This window comes from Streptomyces sp. NPDC048295 (assembly GCF_040652135.1).
Taxonomy (GTDB): Bacteria; Actinomycetota; Actinomycetes; order Streptomycetales; family Streptomycetaceae; genus Streptomyces.
In genome coordinates this window covers 26,094-42,695 of the sequence record NZ_JBEZLL010000005.1, presented here as the reverse complement: position 1 = coordinate 42,695, position 16,602 = coordinate 26,094, and the positions used below count along the sequence as shown (strand labels likewise).

The 16,602-nt window shown below is 70.5% G+C and carries 14 protein-coding genes and 1 pseudogene; 13 read left to right on the top strand and 2 right to left on the bottom strand.

From position 1 onward, the window contains the following. Positions 1-417 precede the first annotated feature (417 nt). Both AB0D53_RS08740 and AB0D53_RS08735 read left to right on the top strand, forming a co-directional pair. A complete protein-coding gene (locus AB0D53_RS08740) occupies positions 418-1,053 on the top strand; it encodes a vitamin K epoxide reductase family protein (protein ID WP_362442130.1) in 636 nt (211 codons plus the stop codon). 69 nt (positions 1,054-1,122) lie between these two features. Next, the gene (locus AB0D53_RS08735) at positions 1,123-2,505 is read left to right on the top strand and encodes a replication-associated recombination protein A (protein WP_362442127.1); all 1,383 of its coding nucleotides are present in this window, start codon (positions 1,123-1,125) and stop codon (positions 2,503-2,505) included. Between the two features lie 25 nt (positions 2,506-2,530). Here the strand turns inward: AB0D53_RS08735 and AB0D53_RS08730 are convergent, their stop codons facing one another. After that, positions 2,531-3,232, bottom strand: coding sequence for a DUF2470 domain-containing protein (locus AB0D53_RS08730; RefSeq protein ID WP_362442124.1), 702 nt, complete (start codon positions 3,230-3,232; stop codon positions 2,531-2,533). Between the two features lie 188 nt (positions 3,233-3,420). On the opposite strand from AB0D53_RS08730, the gene rpsD reads away from it, so the two are divergent. Beyond that, positions 3,421-4,035 carry a 30S ribosomal protein S4 gene (gene rpsD / locus AB0D53_RS08725; protein ID WP_072484525.1) on the top strand — a complete coding sequence of 205 codons (615 nt, stop codon included), beginning with the start codon at positions 3,421-3,423 and terminating at the stop codon, positions 4,033-4,035. A gap of 17 nt (positions 4,036-4,052) precedes the next feature. Here rpsD and AB0D53_RS08720 read toward each other — a convergent pair. Continuing rightward, positions 4,053-6,255: pseudogene (locus tag AB0D53_RS08720) on the bottom strand (regulator). Positions 6,256-6,479: 224 nt separating this feature from the next. Here AB0D53_RS08720 and AB0D53_RS08715 point away from each other — a divergent pair. The 10 genes from AB0D53_RS08715 to aroQ all read left to right on the top strand — a co-directional run bounded on the left by AB0D53_RS08715 (position 6,480) and on the right by aroQ (position 16,517). Further along, positions 6,480-6,917, top strand: coding sequence for a DUF948 domain-containing protein (locus tag AB0D53_RS08715; RefSeq protein ID WP_362442119.1), 438 nt, complete (start codon positions 6,480-6,482; stop codon positions 6,915-6,917). Positions 6,918-6,924: 7 nt separating this feature from the next. Next, the gene (locus AB0D53_RS08710) at positions 6,925-7,287 is read left to right on the top strand and encodes a DUF6167 family protein (protein WP_072484527.1); all 363 of its coding nucleotides are present in this window, start codon (positions 6,925-6,927) and stop codon (positions 7,285-7,287) included. Next, positions 7,287-9,956 (top strand): alanine--tRNA ligase, encoded by a 2,670-nt coding sequence (gene alaS, locus AB0D53_RS08705; RefSeq protein WP_362442116.1) that lies wholly within the window; start codon positions 7,287-7,289, stop codon positions 9,954-9,956. The genes AB0D53_RS08710 and alaS overlap by 1 nt, the downstream gene beginning before the upstream one ends. An 8-nt stretch (positions 9,957-9,964) precedes the next feature. Then, positions 9,965-10,438, top strand: coding sequence for a Holliday junction resolvase RuvX (gene ruvX, locus AB0D53_RS08700; protein WP_189543785.1), 474 nt, complete (start codon positions 9,965-9,967; stop codon positions 10,436-10,438). A gap of 95 nt (positions 10,439-10,533) precedes the next feature. Beyond that, positions 10,534-12,288 (top strand): endolytic transglycosylase MltG, encoded by a 1,755-nt coding sequence (gene mltG / locus AB0D53_RS08695; protein ID WP_362442113.1) that lies wholly within the window; start codon positions 10,534-10,536, stop codon positions 12,286-12,288. After that, on the top strand, positions 12,275-13,111 hold the full coding sequence (locus AB0D53_RS08690; protein ID WP_362442110.1) for a shikimate dehydrogenase: 837 nt from the start codon (positions 12,275-12,277) through the stop codon (positions 13,109-13,111). The genes mltG and AB0D53_RS08690 overlap by 14 nt, the downstream gene beginning before the upstream one ends. Before the next feature lie 148 nt (positions 13,112-13,259). Next, entirely contained in the window at positions 13,260-14,444 is a 1,185-nt protein-coding gene (aroC, locus tag AB0D53_RS08685; RefSeq protein WP_362442107.1) for a chorismate synthase, read from the top strand. Beyond that, positions 14,441-14,989: a shikimate kinase gene (locus AB0D53_RS08680; RefSeq protein ID WP_362442104.1), complete on the top strand. Its 549-nt coding sequence runs from the start codon at positions 14,441-14,443 to the stop codon at positions 14,987-14,989. Before aroC ends, AB0D53_RS08680 begins: the two co-directional genes overlap by 4 nt. After that, positions 14,986-16,080: a 3-dehydroquinate synthase gene (aroB, locus tag AB0D53_RS08675; RefSeq protein WP_362442101.1), complete on the top strand. Its 1,095-nt coding sequence runs from the start codon at positions 14,986-14,988 to the stop codon at positions 16,078-16,080. Before AB0D53_RS08680 ends, aroB begins: the two co-directional genes overlap by 4 nt. After that, complete coding sequence (gene aroQ, locus AB0D53_RS08670) at positions 16,077-16,517, top strand: type II 3-dehydroquinate dehydratase (RefSeq protein ID WP_114243499.1); 441 nt, start codon at positions 16,077-16,079, stop codon at positions 16,515-16,517. The genes aroB and aroQ overlap by 4 nt, the downstream gene beginning before the upstream one ends. Positions 16,518-16,602: the final 85 nt, after the last annotated feature.

Below are 16,602 nucleotides of genomic sequence, written 5' to 3'. Positions count from 1 at the left end.
ACGGCCGTCGCGTCAACTCGGCGGCTGCGGATTCATCCTGCCGGACGATGTCGGCCGGGGACGCCGGTGGCGGCCGTCGCGGACCGGATCGACGCCGGGCACCGGCACGGTCCCCTCGACACGGCCGCCGCGGTCGTGCTCCACCCGCCCCGACCGGCGCCCGGACACTGACGCCTTCGCCCTGCCGGATCCCAGGTCCGGACCGTCGACGGCGATCGGCCGGCCCCGGCACTTCCCCGGGCCGCGTACCTCCGCCGCGGGCCCGGCCGTCGCACAGGGGCTCTTCCGGACCCCTGAGTTCCGTGCCTGCCGTGCGCAGGCCTCAAGCACACCTTTATGTCCATCGAACAGAGGACCGGCGCCCAGGTGCGGCACAATGACCGTGCCCAGCAGGCCACTCACTGATGGAACGGCGATATGACGACTGCAGCGGTTGACCATCCCTCCTCCGCACAGGACGAGGACGGCGGCAAGAAGACCATCGGCGGAAGCCGGGCGCTCGCACTGCTGCTGGTGATCACCGGCGCCGCCGGACTCCTCGCCGCCTGGGTCATCACGATCGACAAGTTCAAGCTGCTGGAGGACCCCAGCTTCACACCGGGGTGCAGCCTCAACCCCGTTGTCGCGTGCGGCAACATCATGAAGAGCGAGCAGGCGGCCGCCTTCGGCTTCCCGAACCCGATGCTCGGCATGGCCACCTACCCCGTGATCATCGGGATCGGGCTGGCCCTGCTCGCGGGCGCCCGCTTCCGCAGCTGGTACTGGCTCGGCATGAACGCCGGCACACTGTTCGGCGTCGGCTTCTGCACCTGGCTCCAGTACCAGTCGCTCTACAACATCAACTCGCTCTGCCTCTGGTGCTGCCTGGCCTGGGTCGCCACGATCTTCATGTTCTGCTACATCACCACGCACAACATCGAGCACCGGATCATTCCCGCGCCGAAGTGGCTGCGCAACGGGCTGATGGAGTTCCACTGGGTGCCCCCCGTCCTGTGGGTCGGCATCATCGGCATGCTGATCCTGACCCGCTGGTGGGACTTCTGGACCAGCTGACCGGATCGCCCGTCCCTCCGGGCGACCGGCCCCGGAGGGATGTCAGTGCGGTGGCATAGGCTTCGAAACGTGGAGCCCGACCTCTTTACCGCAGCCGCCGAAGACCGCCAGGAGAAGGACCCGTCCAGCAGCCCACTGGCTGTCCGGATGCGCCCGCGCACCCTTGACGAGGTCGTCGGCCAGCAGCATCTGCTCAAGCCGGGCTCGCCGCTGCGCCGCCTCGTCGGCGAGGGGAACGGCGGGCCGGCGGGCCCGTCCTCGGTCATCCTCTGGGGCCCGCCCGGCACCGGGAAGACGACCCTGGCCTACGTGGTCAGCAAGGCCACCAACAAGCGCTTCGTCGAGCTCTCCGCCATCACCGCCGGTGTCAAGGAGGTCCGCGCCGTCATCGAGGGCGCCCGCCGCGCCACCGGTGGCTACGGCAAGGAGACCGTCCTCTTCCTCGACGAGATCCACCGCTTCTCCAAGGCGCAGCAGGACTCCCTGCTCCCGGCGGTGGAGAACCGCTGGGTGACGCTGATCGCGGCGACCACCGAGAATCCGCATTTCTCGATCATCTCGCCCCTGCACTCCCGCTCGCTGCTGCTCACCCTGGAACCGCTCACCGACGACGATCTGCGCGGACTGCTCGGGCGCGCGCTGACCGACGAGCGCGGACTCGGCGGCGCGGTGACGCTGCCGGAGGAGGCCGAGGCGCATCTGCTGCGGATCGCGGGCGGCGACGCCCGCCGGGCGCTGACGGCCCTGGAGGCCGCGGCAGGTGCCGCGCTGTCCAAGCAGGAGAAGGAGATCAGCCTCCTGACCCTGGAGGAGACCGTCGACCGCGCGGCCGTCGCGTACGACCGGGACGGCGACCAGCACTACGACGTGGCGAGCGCGCTCATCAAGTCCATCCGCGGTTCCGACGTGGATGCCGCACTGCACTATCTGGCCCGGATGATCGAGGCGGGGGAGGACCCCCGGTTCATCGCCCGGCGGCTGATGATCTCGGCCAGCGAGGACATCGGGCTCGCCGACCCCACGGCACTGCCCACCGCCGTCGCGGCCGCCCAGGCGGTCGCCATGATCGGTTTTCCCGAGGCGGCGCTGACCCTGAGCCACGCCACCATCGCGCTGGCCCTCGCCCCCAAGTCCAACGCGGCCACGCTCGCGATCTTCGCCGCCCAGGAGGACGTACGGAAGGGGCTCGCGGGCCCGGTCCCGGCCCATCTGCGCGACGGCCATTACAAGGGCGCGGCCAAACTGGGCCACGCCCAGGGCTATGTGTATCCGCACGACGTCCCCGGCGGGATTGCCGCCCAGCAGTACGCACCGGACGCGGTCCGCGACAAGCACTACTACCGGCCCACCCGGTACGGCGCGGAGGCGCGCTACGCCGATGTGGTGGAGCGGGTCCGCGAACGGCTCGGCCACACGGCCGGCGACGGCGGCTCCGGACCGTCCGAGGGCTGAGGGCGGGCGTCGGCCGGGGCGCCGTTCAGAGTTCCGCCGCCTCGAAGAGGGTGTACATGGCCTGGCGCAGTTCGACGACGTCCCGCACCGGAGCGGGGAACTCGAAGCGCGCGTCGTAGCACCGCCCTCCGGCCTCGTACAGCCGCAGCCGCAGCCCGTACCGGTCCAGCGCGAGCGGCACCACGGACGGCAGATGGGCCGGGCAGCGACCGGCCGCCCGTTCGCCCAGCAGCCCGCACAGCGAAGCCAGCTGCTCGCCGTGGCCCGCGTGCAGATGCTGCAGGAGCTCCGTCTCGTACCCGGCCAGCGGATCGGGTTCCGCGTCCCGGAATTCCTCCGGCCCGACCTCCTGCGCGCCCCACAGATCGTCGACGTACGCCTCGCCCGTCTCCAGCCGGAGCATCATCCGGCCGGGCCCGGACATGCCGGGTACGGTGGTGAGCCGGCCCGAGACCCACGCGCGGCCGCGGATCCGGTGCGGGACGGAGACCGGGGCGACGTCCGTGATCTCCAGCACCGCGGTCGGCCCCTCGTCCTCGGCGTCCGTCGTGGCCCGTACGACCGGGGAGTCGGCGGGGAGTTCCAGGAACAGGTCCCCGTCCGGACCCACGCTTCGGGACACCGGCATCAGCCGGTCCGAGTCGGCCAGGTCCAGCCCGGGGACGAGCAGTACCGACGAGCAGGTACTCTGTACGAGAGTTCGTGTGCGCTCGGCTGCTGACGGCATCCGAGTGTTTTCAAGCCCGCTGGGACGCGGCTGACCACGATCTGATCGGTCCTCCGTCGTATCGGCACCCCGAGGGGTGTCGACGCTGTCAGTGCTGTCCGTGATGTGACTGGTGTTCCCCGGGCGAGACATGCGATCTCCTCAAGTAAGGTGAGCCTAACCTAACCTGCAACGGAGGTCTGGAGAACGTGCCTAACCAGTCGCGTCCCAAGGTCAAGAAGAGCCGCGCGCTCGGCATCGCACTGACGCCGAAGGCCGTCAAGTACTTCGAGGCCCGCCCCTACCCGCCGGGCGAGCACGGCCGTGGCCGCAAGCAGAACTCGGACTACAAGGTCCGTCTGCTGGAGAAGCAGCGTCTGCGTGCCCAGTACGACATCAGCGAGCGCCAGATGGCGCGCGCGTACGACCGCGCCAAGAAGGCCGAGGGCAAGACGGGCGAGGCGCTGGTCGTCGAGCTCGAGCGCCGTCTCGACGCGCTGGTCCTGCGTTCGGGCATCGCCCGCACCATCTACCAGGCCCGTCAGATGGTCGTGCACGGTCACATCGAGGTCAACGGTGGCAAGGTCGACAAGCCGTCGTTCCGTGTCCGTCCCGACGACATCGTGATGGTCCGCGAGCGCAGCCGCGACAAGCACCCCTTCCAGGTGGCCCGCGAGGGTGGCTACGCCCCCGACGGCGAGACCCCGCGCTACCTGCAGGTGAACCTGAAGGCCCTGGCCTTCCGCCTTGACCGGGACCCGAACCGCAAGGAAATCCCCGTCATCTGCGACGAGCAGCTCGTCGTCGAGTACTACGCCCGCTGATCCAGGCGTAGCCGCTCTCACCAGCGCTCAGGCCCGCCCCTCCCGGATGTACGGGAGGCGGCGGGCCTCCGCGTTCTCCCGGGGGCCCGGCGGTGTTCCCGGCCGTCGCTCCGGAGTCTCCCGATGGTCCGCCGGGCCGCTCGCCAGGGCCCTGGCCACCGCCGCGTCCGGATCCAGCAGGCCGCCCGTGCGCAGCCCCGACTCGTAGCGGGCGTCGCCCAGTTCCTTGCGGGCCAGCTCCTCGCAGCGGGCCCGGGGCTGCCCGTAGTGCGCCGATCCGAAGAGCGGCAGCCCCACCGACGGCCAGATCCGGCCGGCGGCCCCCTGGAGCACGGCCGCCTCCGCCGCATCGCCCTCGATGGCCGTGACCAGCGCCAGCAGCTCCAGCGCGAGCGCCGATCCGAGCAGATCGTGGAAGGTGTGGCTGATCGCCAGCGACTGGCGGAGCAGATCCCGGGCCCGGTCCGGACGGTCGCGCTGCAACGCCGCGAAGGCCAGCACGTACAGCGCGTACGACAGTGCCCACCGCTCCCCGCGGTCCTCGCAGATCTCCCTGACCTCTTCGCAGATGGCGGCCGCCCCGTCCGGATCCCCGTGGAATCCGACCGCCATCGAGAGCTCGATCTGGGCCATCAGGACGTTGCTGTTCAGCTCGCCGAGCTCCCGGTAGCGGCGCAGCGCGTCGCCCAGCAGCTCCTGTGCGCGTGCCATGTCGTCGGTGACCAGCGCCAGACACCCCATCCGGTGCACCGCGTACGCGAGCGCCGTGGGGTCGTCGGCCCGTTCCGCCTCGTCCCGGCACTCCTGCAGTGCGCAGACCGCACCGACCGGGTCGCCCTGGAGCACGGCCACGTACCCGAGCACCCACAGCGCCTTGAGCCGCGAGGAGTCGTACGGGGTCTCCTCCTCCAGTACGTGGTCCAGCCAGTGCCGACCCTCCGAGAGCCGCCCGCAGCCCACCCAGAGGAACCACAGGGTGCCCGCCAGATACTGCGCGAGATGGGCCTCGCCCGGGATCTCCAGCGAATACTCCATCGCCCGCCGCAGGTTCGGCAGCTCGCTCTCGGCCCGGGCCGCCACCTCGGCCTGCCGCGGGCTGAACCAGTCGAGTTCGCACCAGGTCGCGAGCCCCAGGTACCAGTCCCGGTGGCGGCGTCTCAGCCGGTCGGTGTCGTCGGTGGCCGCCAGCCACTCCGCGCCGTACTCCCGGACCGTGTCCAGCATCCGGTAGCGGGTGCCCTGCGCCGAGTCCTCGCGCAGCACGACGGACTGCGCCAGCAGGCCGGAGAGTACATCGAGCACCGACTCGGCCGGCAGATCGGTGCCGCTGCAGATGTACTCGACGGCCTCCAGGTCGAACTGCCCAGCGAACACCGAGAGCCGCGCCCAGAGCAGCCGCTGCTCCGGGGCGCAGAGTTCATGGCTCCAGCCGATGGCCGTGCGCAGGGTCTGGTGGCGCGCCGGCGCGCTGCGGCTCGAACCGGTCAGCAGCCGGAAGCGGTCGTCCAGACGTTGCAGCACCTGTTCGGTGGACAGGGCGCGCAGCCGCCCGGCGGCCAGTTCCAGGGCGAGCGGGATGCCGTCCAGACGGCGGCACAGCTCCCGGATGGTCACGCGGTTGTCGTCGGTCAGCCGGAAGTCCGGCCGTACGGCGACGGCCCGCTCCGTGAAGAGCAGCATCGCGTCCTCGTCCGTCATCGGCGCGAGCGGGAAGACGAGTTCCCCGTCCAGTTCCAGCGGCAGTCGTCCGACGGCGAGCACCCGCAGCCCCGGGGCCCGGCGCAGCAGTTCCCGTACCAGTCCGGCGCAGGCGTCCACCAGGTGTTCGAAGCCGTCGACCACCAGCAGGAGCCGGCGCCCGGCCAGATGCTCGACGAGGGTCGTGCGGGGCGGTCTGCTGGTGTGATCGGTCAGCCCCAGTGCGTCGACCAGGGCGTGTTCCAGCAGTTCGTGGTCGTGGATGTCGGAGAGCTCGGCCATCCGGACACCGTCGCAGTACCGTTTCTCCAGAAGTGCGGCGACCCGGGCGGCGCAGCGGGTCTTGCCCACACCGCCCACGCCGATCATGGTGACGAGCCTGGAATCGTCCAGTAGTTGAGCGAGACGGACGAGTTCGTTCTCGCGTCCCACGAATCTGTTCAGTTCCGCCGGGAGGTTTCCGAGGGTGGTGGAGTCGCTCGGACCGTGGGGGGACGGAAGGGTGCGCTGGGGGCGTCGCATGAAACACGCAGAGTACTGGCACGGAAGCTCTCCGTACAATCTCCTTATGGGAACGCCCGTCCTTCCCACCCGTAATGCGGTACGGGGTGCGACCGGCGGCGCGATAGGCTCAAGGGACGACGCTCGGCTGTCGCGACGGCCGTCGCCGGACCGAGCAGAGACTGACAGAGACACTACAGAGACAGCGACAAGCTAGAGAGCGGTGCACTGTGTCCGGTGGAGAGGTGGCCGGGATCCTGGTGGCCGTCTTCTGGGCGATCCTGGTTTCGTTCCTCGCCGTCGTGCTGGTGAGGCTGGCCCAGACGCTCAGGGCGACCACCAAGCTCGTGGCGGACGTGACCGAACAGGCCGTCCCGCTGCTCGCCGACGCCTCCGCCACCGTGCGGTCCGCGCAGACCCAGCTCGACAAGGTCGACGCGATCGCCTCGGACGTCCAGGAAGTCACCTCGAACGCCTCCGCGCTCTCCACCACCGTCGCCTCGACCTTCGGCGGCCCGCTCGTCAAGGTCGCCGCGTTCGGCTACGGGGTGCGGCGGGCCATCGGCCGCAAGGCCGCCCCCGAACCGGAACCCGCCCGCCGTTCGGTGCTCGTCGGCCGCACCGTGCCGTCCGCACGCGGCAGGAAGCGCAACGGCAGAAGCTCCCGCGGACCGAAGGACTGACGCAGCCATGTTCCGCCGTACGTTCTGGTTCACCGCCGGCGCCGCCGCCGGTGTCTGGGCCACCACGAAGGTCAACCGGAAGCTCAAGCAGCTGACCCCCGAGAGCCTCGCGGCGCAGGCCGCCGACAAGGCGATCGAGACAGGGCACAAGCTCAAGGACTTCGCCCTGGACGTCCGCGAGTCCATGGCCCGCCGCGAAGCCGAACTGGGCGAGGCACTGGGCCTGGCGGCACCGGTCGACCAGGACCTCCCGGTCCGCCCGCACTTCGTCGTCGAGGCGTCCGGGCCCGTCGGACCCGACCGGTCCCTCGAGGCCACCAAGTACCGCAAGCTCCCCTACACGTCGTACAACCGGAATGAGGACCACTGATGGAGTCGGCTGAAATTCGTCGCCGCTGGCTGAGCTTCTTCGAGGAGCGCGGTCACACCGTCGTCCCTTCGGCGTCGCTCATCGCGGACGACCCGACTCTGCTGCTGGTCAACGCGGGCATGGTCCCCTTCAAGCCGTACTTCCTCGGTGAGACGAAGCCGCCCGCCCCGCGCGCCACCAGCGTGCAGAAGTGTGTGCGTACGCCGGACATCGAAGAGGTCGGCAAGACCACCCGGCACGGCACGTTCTTCCAGATGTGCGGCAACTTCTCCTTCGGCGACTACTTCAAGGAAGGGGCCATCGGCTACGCCTGGGAGCTGCTCACCAACTCCGTGGCGGACGGCGGCTACGGCCTCGACCCCGAGCGGCTGTGGATCACGGTCTATCTCGACGACGACGAGGCCGAGCAGATCTGGCGCGAGAAGATCGGCGTTCCCGCCGAGCGCATCCAGCGCCTGGGCAAGAAGGACAACTTCTGGTCCATGGGCGTCCCCGGCCCCTGCGGCCCCTGCTCCGAGATCAACTACGACCGTGGTCCGGAGTTCGGTGTCGAGGGCGGCCCGGCCGTCAACGACGAGCGGTACGTGGAGATCTGGAACCTGGTCTTCATGCAGTTCGAGCGGGGCGCCGGTGACGGCAAGGAGGACTTCCCGATCCTCGGCGACCTGCCGTCGAAGAACATCGACACGGGTCTGGGCCTGGAGCGCCTCGCCATGATCCTGCAGGGCGTACAGAACATGTACGAGACCGACACCCTGCGCGTCGTCATGGACAAGGCCACCGAGCTGACCGGTGTCCGCTACGGCGACAAGCACGACTCCGACGTCTCGATGCGCGTGGTCGCCGACCACATCCGCACCTCCGTGATGCTCATCGGTGACGGCGTGACGCCGGGCAACGAGGGCCGCGGGTACGTGCTGCGCCGCATCATGCGTCGCGCCGTCCGCAACATGCGCCTGATGGGTGCCGAGGGGCCGGTCGTCAAGGCTCTGGTCGACGTCGTGATCGAGACGATGGGGCAGCAGTACCCGGAGCTGATCACCGACCGCAAGCGCATCGAGACCGTCGCCCTCGCCGAGGAGGCCGCCTTCCTCAAGGCTCTCAAGGGCGGCACCAACATCCTCGACACCGCCGTCACCGAGACCAAGGCCGCAGGCGGCAAGGTCCTCGCCGGCGACAAGGCGTTCCTGCTCCACGACACCTGGGGCTTCCCGATCGACCTCACCCTGGAGATGGCCGGCGAACAGGGCCTCTCGGTGGACGAGGAGGGCTTCCGCCGCCTGATGAAGGAGCAGCGGGACCGCGCCAAGGCGGATGCCCGCGCCAAGAAGACCGGTCACGCCGACCTGTCCGCCTACCGCGAGGTCGCCGACAACTCCGGCGCCACCGACTTCACCGGCTACACCGCCACCGAGGGGGAGTCGACCATCGTCGGCCTCCTCGTCGACGGCGTGTCCTCCCCGGCCGCGTCCGAGGGCGACGAGGTCGAGGTCGTCCTCGACCGCACCCCGTTCTACGCCGAGGGCGGCGGCCAGATCGCCGACCAGGGCCGGATCAGGCTCGACACCGGCGCCGTCATCGAGGTCCGCGACGTCCAGAAGCCGGTCCCCGGCGTCCACGTCCACAAGGGCGTCGTCCAGGTCGGTGAGGTCACCGTCGGCGCTCCGGTCCTCGCCTCGATCGATGTCAAGCGCCGCCGCGCCATCGCCCGCGCCCACTCCGCCACCCACCTCACGCACCAGGCCCTGCGCGACGCGCTCGGCCCGACGGCCGCCCAGGCCGGTTCCGAGAACCAGCCCGGCCGCTTCCGCTTCGACTTCGGCTCGCCGAACGCCGTTCCCGGCTCGGTCATGACCGATGTCGAGCAGAAGATCAACGACGTGCTCTCGCGCGAACTCGACGTCCAGGCCGAGGTCATGTCGATCGACGAGGCCAAGAAGCAGGGCGCCATCGCCGAGTTCGGCGAGAAGTACGGGGAGCGGGTCCGGGTCGTCACCATCGGGGACTTCTCCAAGGAGCTCTGCGGCGGTACGCACGTCCACAACACCGCCCAGCTGGGCCTGGTGAAGCTGCTCGGCGAGTCGTCCATCGGTTCCGGTGTGCGGCGTATCGAGGCCCTCGTCGGCGTCGACGCGTACAACTTCCTCGCCAAGGAGCACACGGTCGTCGCCCAGCTCCAGGAGCTGGTCAAGGGGCGTCCCGAGGAGCTCCCGGAGAAGATCGCCGGAATGCTCGGCAAGCTGAAGGACGCCGAGAAGGAGATCGAGAAGTTCCGCGCGGAGAAGGTCCTCCAGGCCGCCGCCGGACTGGCCGAGTCCGCCAAGGACGTACGCGGCGTCGCCCTGGTCACCGGCCAGGTCCCCGACGGCACGTCCGCCGACGACCTGCGCAAGCTGGTTCTCGACGTCCGTGGCCGCATCCAGGGCGGCCGTCCGGCCGTCGTGGCCCTGTTCACCACGGCCAACGGCCGCCCGCTGACCGTCATCGCCACCAACGAGGCCGCCCGCGAGCGCGGTCTCAAGGCCGGTGACCTGGTCCGCACCGCCGCCAAGACCCTCGGCGGCGGTGGCGGCGGCAAGCCGGACGTCGCCCAGGGCGGCGGCCAGGACCCGGAGGCCATCGGCGCCGCCGTGTCGGCCGTCGAACGCCTCGTCACCGAGACGGCGTGACGACGGGAATGACGCAGATGCGCCGCGGTCGTCGTCTCGCGATCGATGTCGGGGACGCCCGGATCGGGGTCGCCTCGTGCGACCCCGACGGGATCCTCGCCACGCCGGTGGAGACCGTTCCGGGACGTGATGTCCCGGCGGCCCACCGGCGGCTCGGGCAGATCGTCGAGGAGTACGAGCCGATCGAGATCATCATCGGCCTGCCGCGGTCCCTCGGCGGCGGTGAAGGACCCGCCGCCGCCAAGATCCGGCTCTTCGCACAGGAGGTCGCCCGCTCGGTCGCACCCGTTCCGGTGCGGTTGGTGGACGAGAGGATGACCACAGTGACGGCCAGTCAAGGGCTGCGCGCTTCGGGCGTGAAGTCCAAGAAAGGCCGATCCGTCATCGACCAAGCTGCCGCTGTGGTGATCCTTCAGAACGCTCTGGAGTCTGAACGGGCGTCGGGCAGGGCCCCCGGCGAAGGCGTCGAAGTGGTTGTCTGATCGCGATACGGTAACGTTCCGCGCGATGCGGCGGTGCTTCGAACAAGCACCGCACAGCAAGAGACGGAAGGCCGTCTCGCGGCTCTAGGGGATCGATGACTGAGTATGGCCGGGGCCCCGGCTCCGAACCGTGGCATCCCGAGGACCCCTTGTACGGGGACCAGGGACGGGGAGGACAGCAGTCCGCCCACGGCCAGAGCCAGTACGGCGGCCAGCAGCCCTACGATCCGTACGCTCAGCAGCAGTCGCACGACCCGTACGCGCAGCCGCAGCAGCAGGCGCACGATCCGTACGCCCAGCAGCAGCCGCCGCAGCCGCACGACCCGTACGCCCAGCAGCAGTACCAGCAGCAGCCCGGCTACGCGGTCCCGCAGGACCCGTATGCGCAGCAGCCCCAGCAACCCCAGCAGCCGCAGTACGACAACGGCGCCTGGGACACCGGGCAGCAGCCGGCCGCGATGCCGTACGACCCCCAGTCGGCCGCCGACCCGTACAACAACGGGCAGGGCGGCTACGGCGAGACGCACGACCACTACGGCACGCCGGAGGCCTACCCGCCCCCGCAGCCCCCGGGCCGTCGTGAGGCCGCTCCCCAGCAGACCCCGGCGCAGAGCCCGGACTGGGACCCGGAGGCCGAGCCGGAGGAGACCCACCCGTTCTTCACGGGCGCCGACGACAACGGCGACGGCAAGGACGACGAGCAGGACGACGACCCGCGTGAGTCACGCCGCGGCAGCCGGGGCGGCAACGAGCGCCGTGGCAAGGGCAAGAAGAAGAGCCGCAACGGCTGTGCCTGTCTGGTCGTCTCACTGGTCCTGGTCGGTGGCCTCGGCGGGGCGAGCTACTTCGGCTACTCGTACTGGCAGGACAAGTTCGGTGCGGCGCCCGACTACGCGGGCAGCGGCTCCGGGTCGGTCGAGGTGGAGATCCCGAAGGGCGCTTTCGGCTACGACATCGCCAACATCCTGAAGAAGAAGGGCGTCGTCAAGAGCGTCGACGCGTTCGTCTCCGCGCAGAACGAGAACCCCAAGGGGAAGTCGATCCAGGCGGGCGTCTATCTCCTCCACGAGAAGATGTCGGCGGCCGAGGCCGTGAAGATGATGGTCGACCCGAACAGCCAGAACCTTCTGGTGATTCCCGAGGGTTACCGCAATGTCGCCATCTACGAGCTGGTCGACAAGAAGCTGAGCCTCAAGAAGGGCACGACCAAGGGCATCGCCAAGTCCGACGCGTCCGAACTCGGCCTGCCCGACTGGGCGGTCAACGGCAAGGACGTCAAGGACCCGCTGGAAGGGTTCCTGTACCCGGCGGCCTATCCGGTCACCAAGGAGACCAAGCCGGAGACCCTGCTGAAGAAGATGGTCTCCCGCGCCAACGAGGAGTACGACAAGCTCGACCTCGAAGGAGCGGCCAAGAAGTACAAGCTGGACGGTCCCTGGCAGGTCCTCACGGTCGCCAGCCTGGTCCAGGCGGAAGGGCTCACGCACGACGACTTCCGCAAGATGGCCGAAGTCGCCTACAACCGTCTGAAGCCCGACAACATCGCGACCAACCGCAAGCTCCAATTCGACTCCGCGTTCAATTACCTCAAGAACCAGAGCAAGATCAAGATCGGGTCGAACGAGATCCTGACCAACCCGGACCCGTACAACACCTACTACCACCCGGGCCTTCCGCCGGGCCCGATCAGCAATCCGGGAGACGAAGCCCTGCGGGCCACGCTCAATCCCACCAGCGACGGGTGGATGTACTTCATCTCGCTCGACGGCAAGAAGACCCAGTTCACCAAGACGGCCGCCGAGCACGAGAAGCTCAACAAGAAATTCAAGGAACAGCATGGCCTCGGCTGACCGGCGCCACCGGGCGGCCGTCCTCGGTTCGCCCATCGCGCACTCGCTCTCCCCGGTGCTGCACCGCGCCGCGTACGCCGAGCTCGGCCTCACCCACTGGACGTACGACCGGTTCGAGGTCGACGAGGCCGCGCTCCCCGGCTTCGTCCAGGAGCTCGACTCCAGCTGGGCCGGGCTCTCGCTGACCATGCCGCTCAAGCGGGCGATCATTCCGCTGCTGGACTCCGTCAGCGAGACCGCGGCGTCGGTGGAGGCCGTCAACACCGTCGTCCTCACCGAGGACGGCGGGCGCAGGGGAGACAACACCGACATCCCCGGGATGATCGCCGCCCTGCGCGAACGCGGGGTGGAGAAGACCGAGTCCGCCGCAGTCCTCGGCGCCGGTGCGACCGCCTCGTCGGCGCTCGCCGCGCTGTCCGAGATCTGTACGGGACCGGTCACGGCCTACGTCCGCAGCCGGGAGCGGGGCCAGGAGATGCGCGGCTGGGGCGAACGCCTCGGCGTGGACGTCCGGATCGCCGACTGGGCGGAGGCCGAGCAGGCGCTGCGCGCCCCGCTGGTCGTCGCCACCACTCCGGCCGGTGCCACGGACGCCCTGGCCGCCGCCGTACCGGAACGGCCCGGCACGCTCTTCGATGTGCTGTACGAGCCCTGGCCCACCCGCCTGGCCGCCGCTTGGACGACCCGGAACGGCGCAGTGGTCGGAGGTCTCGACCTCCTGGTGCACCAGGCCGTCCTCCAGGTCGAGCAGATGACCGGCCGCGCCCCCGCGCCGCTCGCGGCCATGCGGCGGGCCGGCGAAGAGGCGCTCGCCGCCCGCTGAATCCCTTGGGCCCGGCCGCGTGATCCGTCCGTCTGCTGGACCGGCGACCGGTTCGGGCCCCCGGTCGTGGGAGGATCAAAGGCGGCGGGCCAGGGCCGCGCACCCGGTCGCGCCGTCGCAGTTCCAGGCGCGAGCATGAGGAGCACCGTTGAGCAGGTTGCGCTGGCTGACCGCGGGGGAGTCGCACGGCCCCGCACTCGTGGCGACGCTGGAGGGTCTTCCCGCCGGCGTCCCGATCACCACGGAGATGGTGGCGGACGCACTCGCCCGGCGGCGGCTCGGTTATGGCCGCGGTGCGCGGATGAAGTTCGAGAAGGACGAGGTCACCTTCCTCGGCGGGGTGCGCCACGGCCTGACCATGGGCTCGCCGGTCGCCGTGATGGTGGGCAACACCGAGTGGCCCAAGTGGGAGCAGGTCATGGCGGCCGACCCGGTCGACCCCGAGGAACTGGCCGCGCTGGCCCGCAACGCCCCGCTGACCCGCCCGAGGCCCGGCCACGCCGACCTCGCAGGCATGCAGAAGTACGGCTTCGACGAGGCCCGGCCGATCCTGGAGCGCGCCAGCGCCCGGGAGACGGCGGCCCGCGTCGCGCTCGGCGCCGTCGCGCGGTCCTACCTCAAGGAGACCGCCGGCATCGAGATCGTCAGCCATGTCGTCGAGCTGGCCGCGGCCAAGGCGCCCTACGGCGTCTACCCGACGCCCGCCGACGTCGAGCGGCTCGACGCCGACCCGGTGCGCTGCCTGGACGCCGACGCGAGCAAGGAGATGGTCGCGGAGATCGACCAGGCCCACAAGGACGGCGACACCCTCGGCGGCGTCGTCGAGGTGCTGGCCTACGGCGTGCCCGTCGGCCTCGGCTCGCACGTCCACTGGGACCGCCGCCTCGACGCCCGGCTCGCCGCCGCCCTGATGGGCATCCAGGCCATCAAGGGGGTCGAGGTCGGCGACGGCTTCGACCTGGCCCGGGTCCCCGGCTCCAAGGCGCACGACGAGATCCTGGTCACCGAGGACGGCATCAAGCGCGCCTCCGGCCGCTCCGGCGGCACCGAGGGCGGCCTGACCACCGGCGAGCTGCTGCGGGTCCGTGCCGCGATGAAGCCCATCGCCACCGTGCCGCGCGCGCTCGCCACCGTCGACGTCGTCACCGGGGAACCCGCCAAGGCCCACCACCAGCGCTCCGATGTCTGCGCCGTTCCGGCCGCGGGCATCGTCGCCGAGGCGATGGTCGCGCTGGTCCTGGCCGACGCGGTCGCGGAGAAGTTCGGCGGCGACAGCGTCGCCGAGACCCACCGCAACGTGCAGTCGTACCTCGACCACCTCCAGATCCGATGAGCGGCCCGCTGATCGTCCTCGTCGGCCCGATGGGCGTCGGCAAGTCCACGGTCGGTGAGCTGCTCGCCGGCCGGCTCGGCACCACCTACCGGGACACCGACGCGGACGTCGTGGACACGGCCGGCAAGCCGATCGCGGAGATCTTCTACGACGAGGGCGAGGAGCACTTCCGGGAGCTGGAGCGGCGGGCGGTGCACACCGCCGTCGCCGAGCACACCGGTGTCCTCTCCCTCGGCGGCGGCGCGGTGCTCGACGGCACGACCCGCGCCCTGCTCGCCGGCCGCCCCGTCGTCTATCTCTCGATGGACGTGGAGGAGGCGGTCAGGCGGGTCGGCCTGAACACCGCCCGCCCGCTGCTGGCGGTCAACCCGCGCCGGCAGTGGCGCGAGCTGATGGACGCCCGCCGCCACCTGTACACCGAGGTGGCCCGGGTGACCGTCGCCACCGACGAGCGCACCCCCGAAGAGGTCGCCCAGGCGGTCCTCGACGCACTGGAACTGCCGGAGGGCGGCCCCGTCGCCCCCGGCCGGGAGAACACACCATGACCGAGCAGGTCCCCACCCGCATCCCGATCGCAGGCAGCGCGGGCACCGACCCGTACGAGGTGCTGGTCGGCCGTCAGCTGCTGGGCGAGCTGCCCGCGCTCATCGGCGACCGTGCCAAGCGCGTCGCGGTGCTGCACCCCGAGGCGCTCGCCGAGACCGGTGAGGCGGTCCGCCAGGACCTCGCCGGGCAGGGGTACGAGGCCATCGCGATCCAGCTGCCGAACGCCGAGGAGGCCAAGACCGTCGAGGTCGCGGCGTACTGCTGGAAGGCGCTCGGCCAGACCGGTTTCACCCGCACCGACGTGATCGTCGGTGTCGGCGGCGGAGCCACCACCGACGTGGCCGGATTCGTCGCTGCGAGCTGGCTGCGCGGGGTCCGCTGGATCGCCGTGCCGACGACCGTGCTCGGCATGGTCGACGCGGCCGTCGGCGGCAAGACCGGAATCAACACCGCCGAGGGCAAGAACCTCGTCGGCGCCTTCCACCCGCCGGCCGGGGTCCTCTGCGACCTCGCGGCGCTGGACTCGCTGCCCGTGCACGACTACGTCAGCGGCATGGCCGAGGTCATCAAGGCCGGCTTCATCGCCGACCCGGCCATCCTCGACCTCGTCGAAGCGGACCCGGAGGGCGCCCGTACGCCGACCGGACCGCACACCGCCGAGCTGATCGAACGGGCCATCAGGGTCAAGGCCGAGGTCGTCTCCAGCGACCTGAAGGAATCCGGACTGCGGGAGATCCTCAACTACGGCCACACCCTGGCTCACGCCATCGAGAAGAACGAGCGCTACAAGTGGCGGCACGGCGCGGCCGTCTCGGTCGGCATGGTCTTCGCCGCCGAGCTGGGCCGGCTGGCCGGACGGCTCGACGACGCCACCGCCGACCGGCACCGCGCCGTCCTGGAGTCCGTCGGACTGCCGCTCACCTACCGGGGCGACCAGTGGCCCAGGCTGCTGGAGAACATGAAGGTCGACAAGAAGTCCCGCGGCGACCTGCTGCGCTTCATCGTCCTCGACGGCCTGGGCAGGCCCACCGTCCTGGAGGGCCCCGACCCGGCCGTGCTGCTCGCCGCCTACGGGGAGGTGTCGGCGTGACCCGCCGGGTGCTCGTCCTCAACGGCCCGAACCTCGGCCGGCTCGGCTCCCGCGAGCCGGACGTGTACGGTGCCACGTCCTACGCCGGACTCGTCGAGACCTGTCAGGCGCTCGGCAAGGAGCTCGGCTTCGACGTCGACGTCCGCGAGACCAACGACGAGGGCGAACTGATCCGCTGGCTCCACGAAGCCGCGGACGGTTCAATTCCGGTCGTTCTCAACCCGGGTGCCTTCACCCACTACTCGTACGGGATGCGGGACGCGGCGGCCCAGCGCACCGCCCCACTGATCGAGGTGCACATCTCGAACCCCTACGCACGGGAGGAATTCCGCCACAACTCCGTGGTCGCGCCGGTCGCCACGGGAACCGTGGCCGGATTCGGCATCGGCTCCTACCGACTGGCGCTGCGCGCCCTGGCGGACGAGCTGACCGACTGACGGAGCGGTTCTTCCCGGCCGACCGGGCACCGTGGCGCGTCCCCGACCGTTGTTCCAGCGGCGGCCGGGGACGGTACGGTTGCCG

Coding starts and splice junctions, on each gene's coding strand:
- AB0D53_RS08740 (WP_362442130.1), top strand. CDS start 418: ATGACGACTGCAGCGGTTGACCATCCCTCCTCCGCACAGGACGAGGAC.
- AB0D53_RS08730 (WP_362442124.1), bottom strand. CDS start 3,232: ATGCCGTCAGCAGCCGAGCGCACACGAACTCTCGTACAGAGTACCTGC.
- AB0D53_RS08710 (WP_072484527.1), top strand. CDS start 6,925: ATGTTCCGCCGTACGTTCTGGTTCACCGCCGGCGCCGCCGCCGGTGTC.
- alaS (WP_362442116.1), top strand. CDS start 7,287: ATGGAGTCGGCTGAAATTCGTCGCCGCTGGCTGAGCTTCTTCGAGGAG.
- ruvX (WP_189543785.1), top strand. CDS start 9,965: ATGACGCAGATGCGCCGCGGTCGTCGTCTCGCGATCGATGTCGGGGAC.
- mltG (WP_362442113.1), top strand. CDS start 10,534: ATGACTGAGTATGGCCGGGGCCCCGGCTCCGAACCGTGGCATCCCGAG.
- AB0D53_RS08690 (WP_362442110.1), top strand. CDS start 12,275: ATGGCCTCGGCTGACCGGCGCCACCGGGCGGCCGTCCTCGGTTCGCCC.
- AB0D53_RS08680 (WP_362442104.1), top strand. CDS start 14,441: ATGAGCGGCCCGCTGATCGTCCTCGTCGGCCCGATGGGCGTCGGCAAG.
- aroB (WP_362442101.1), top strand. CDS start 14,986: ATGACCGAGCAGGTCCCCACCCGCATCCCGATCGCAGGCAGCGCGGGC.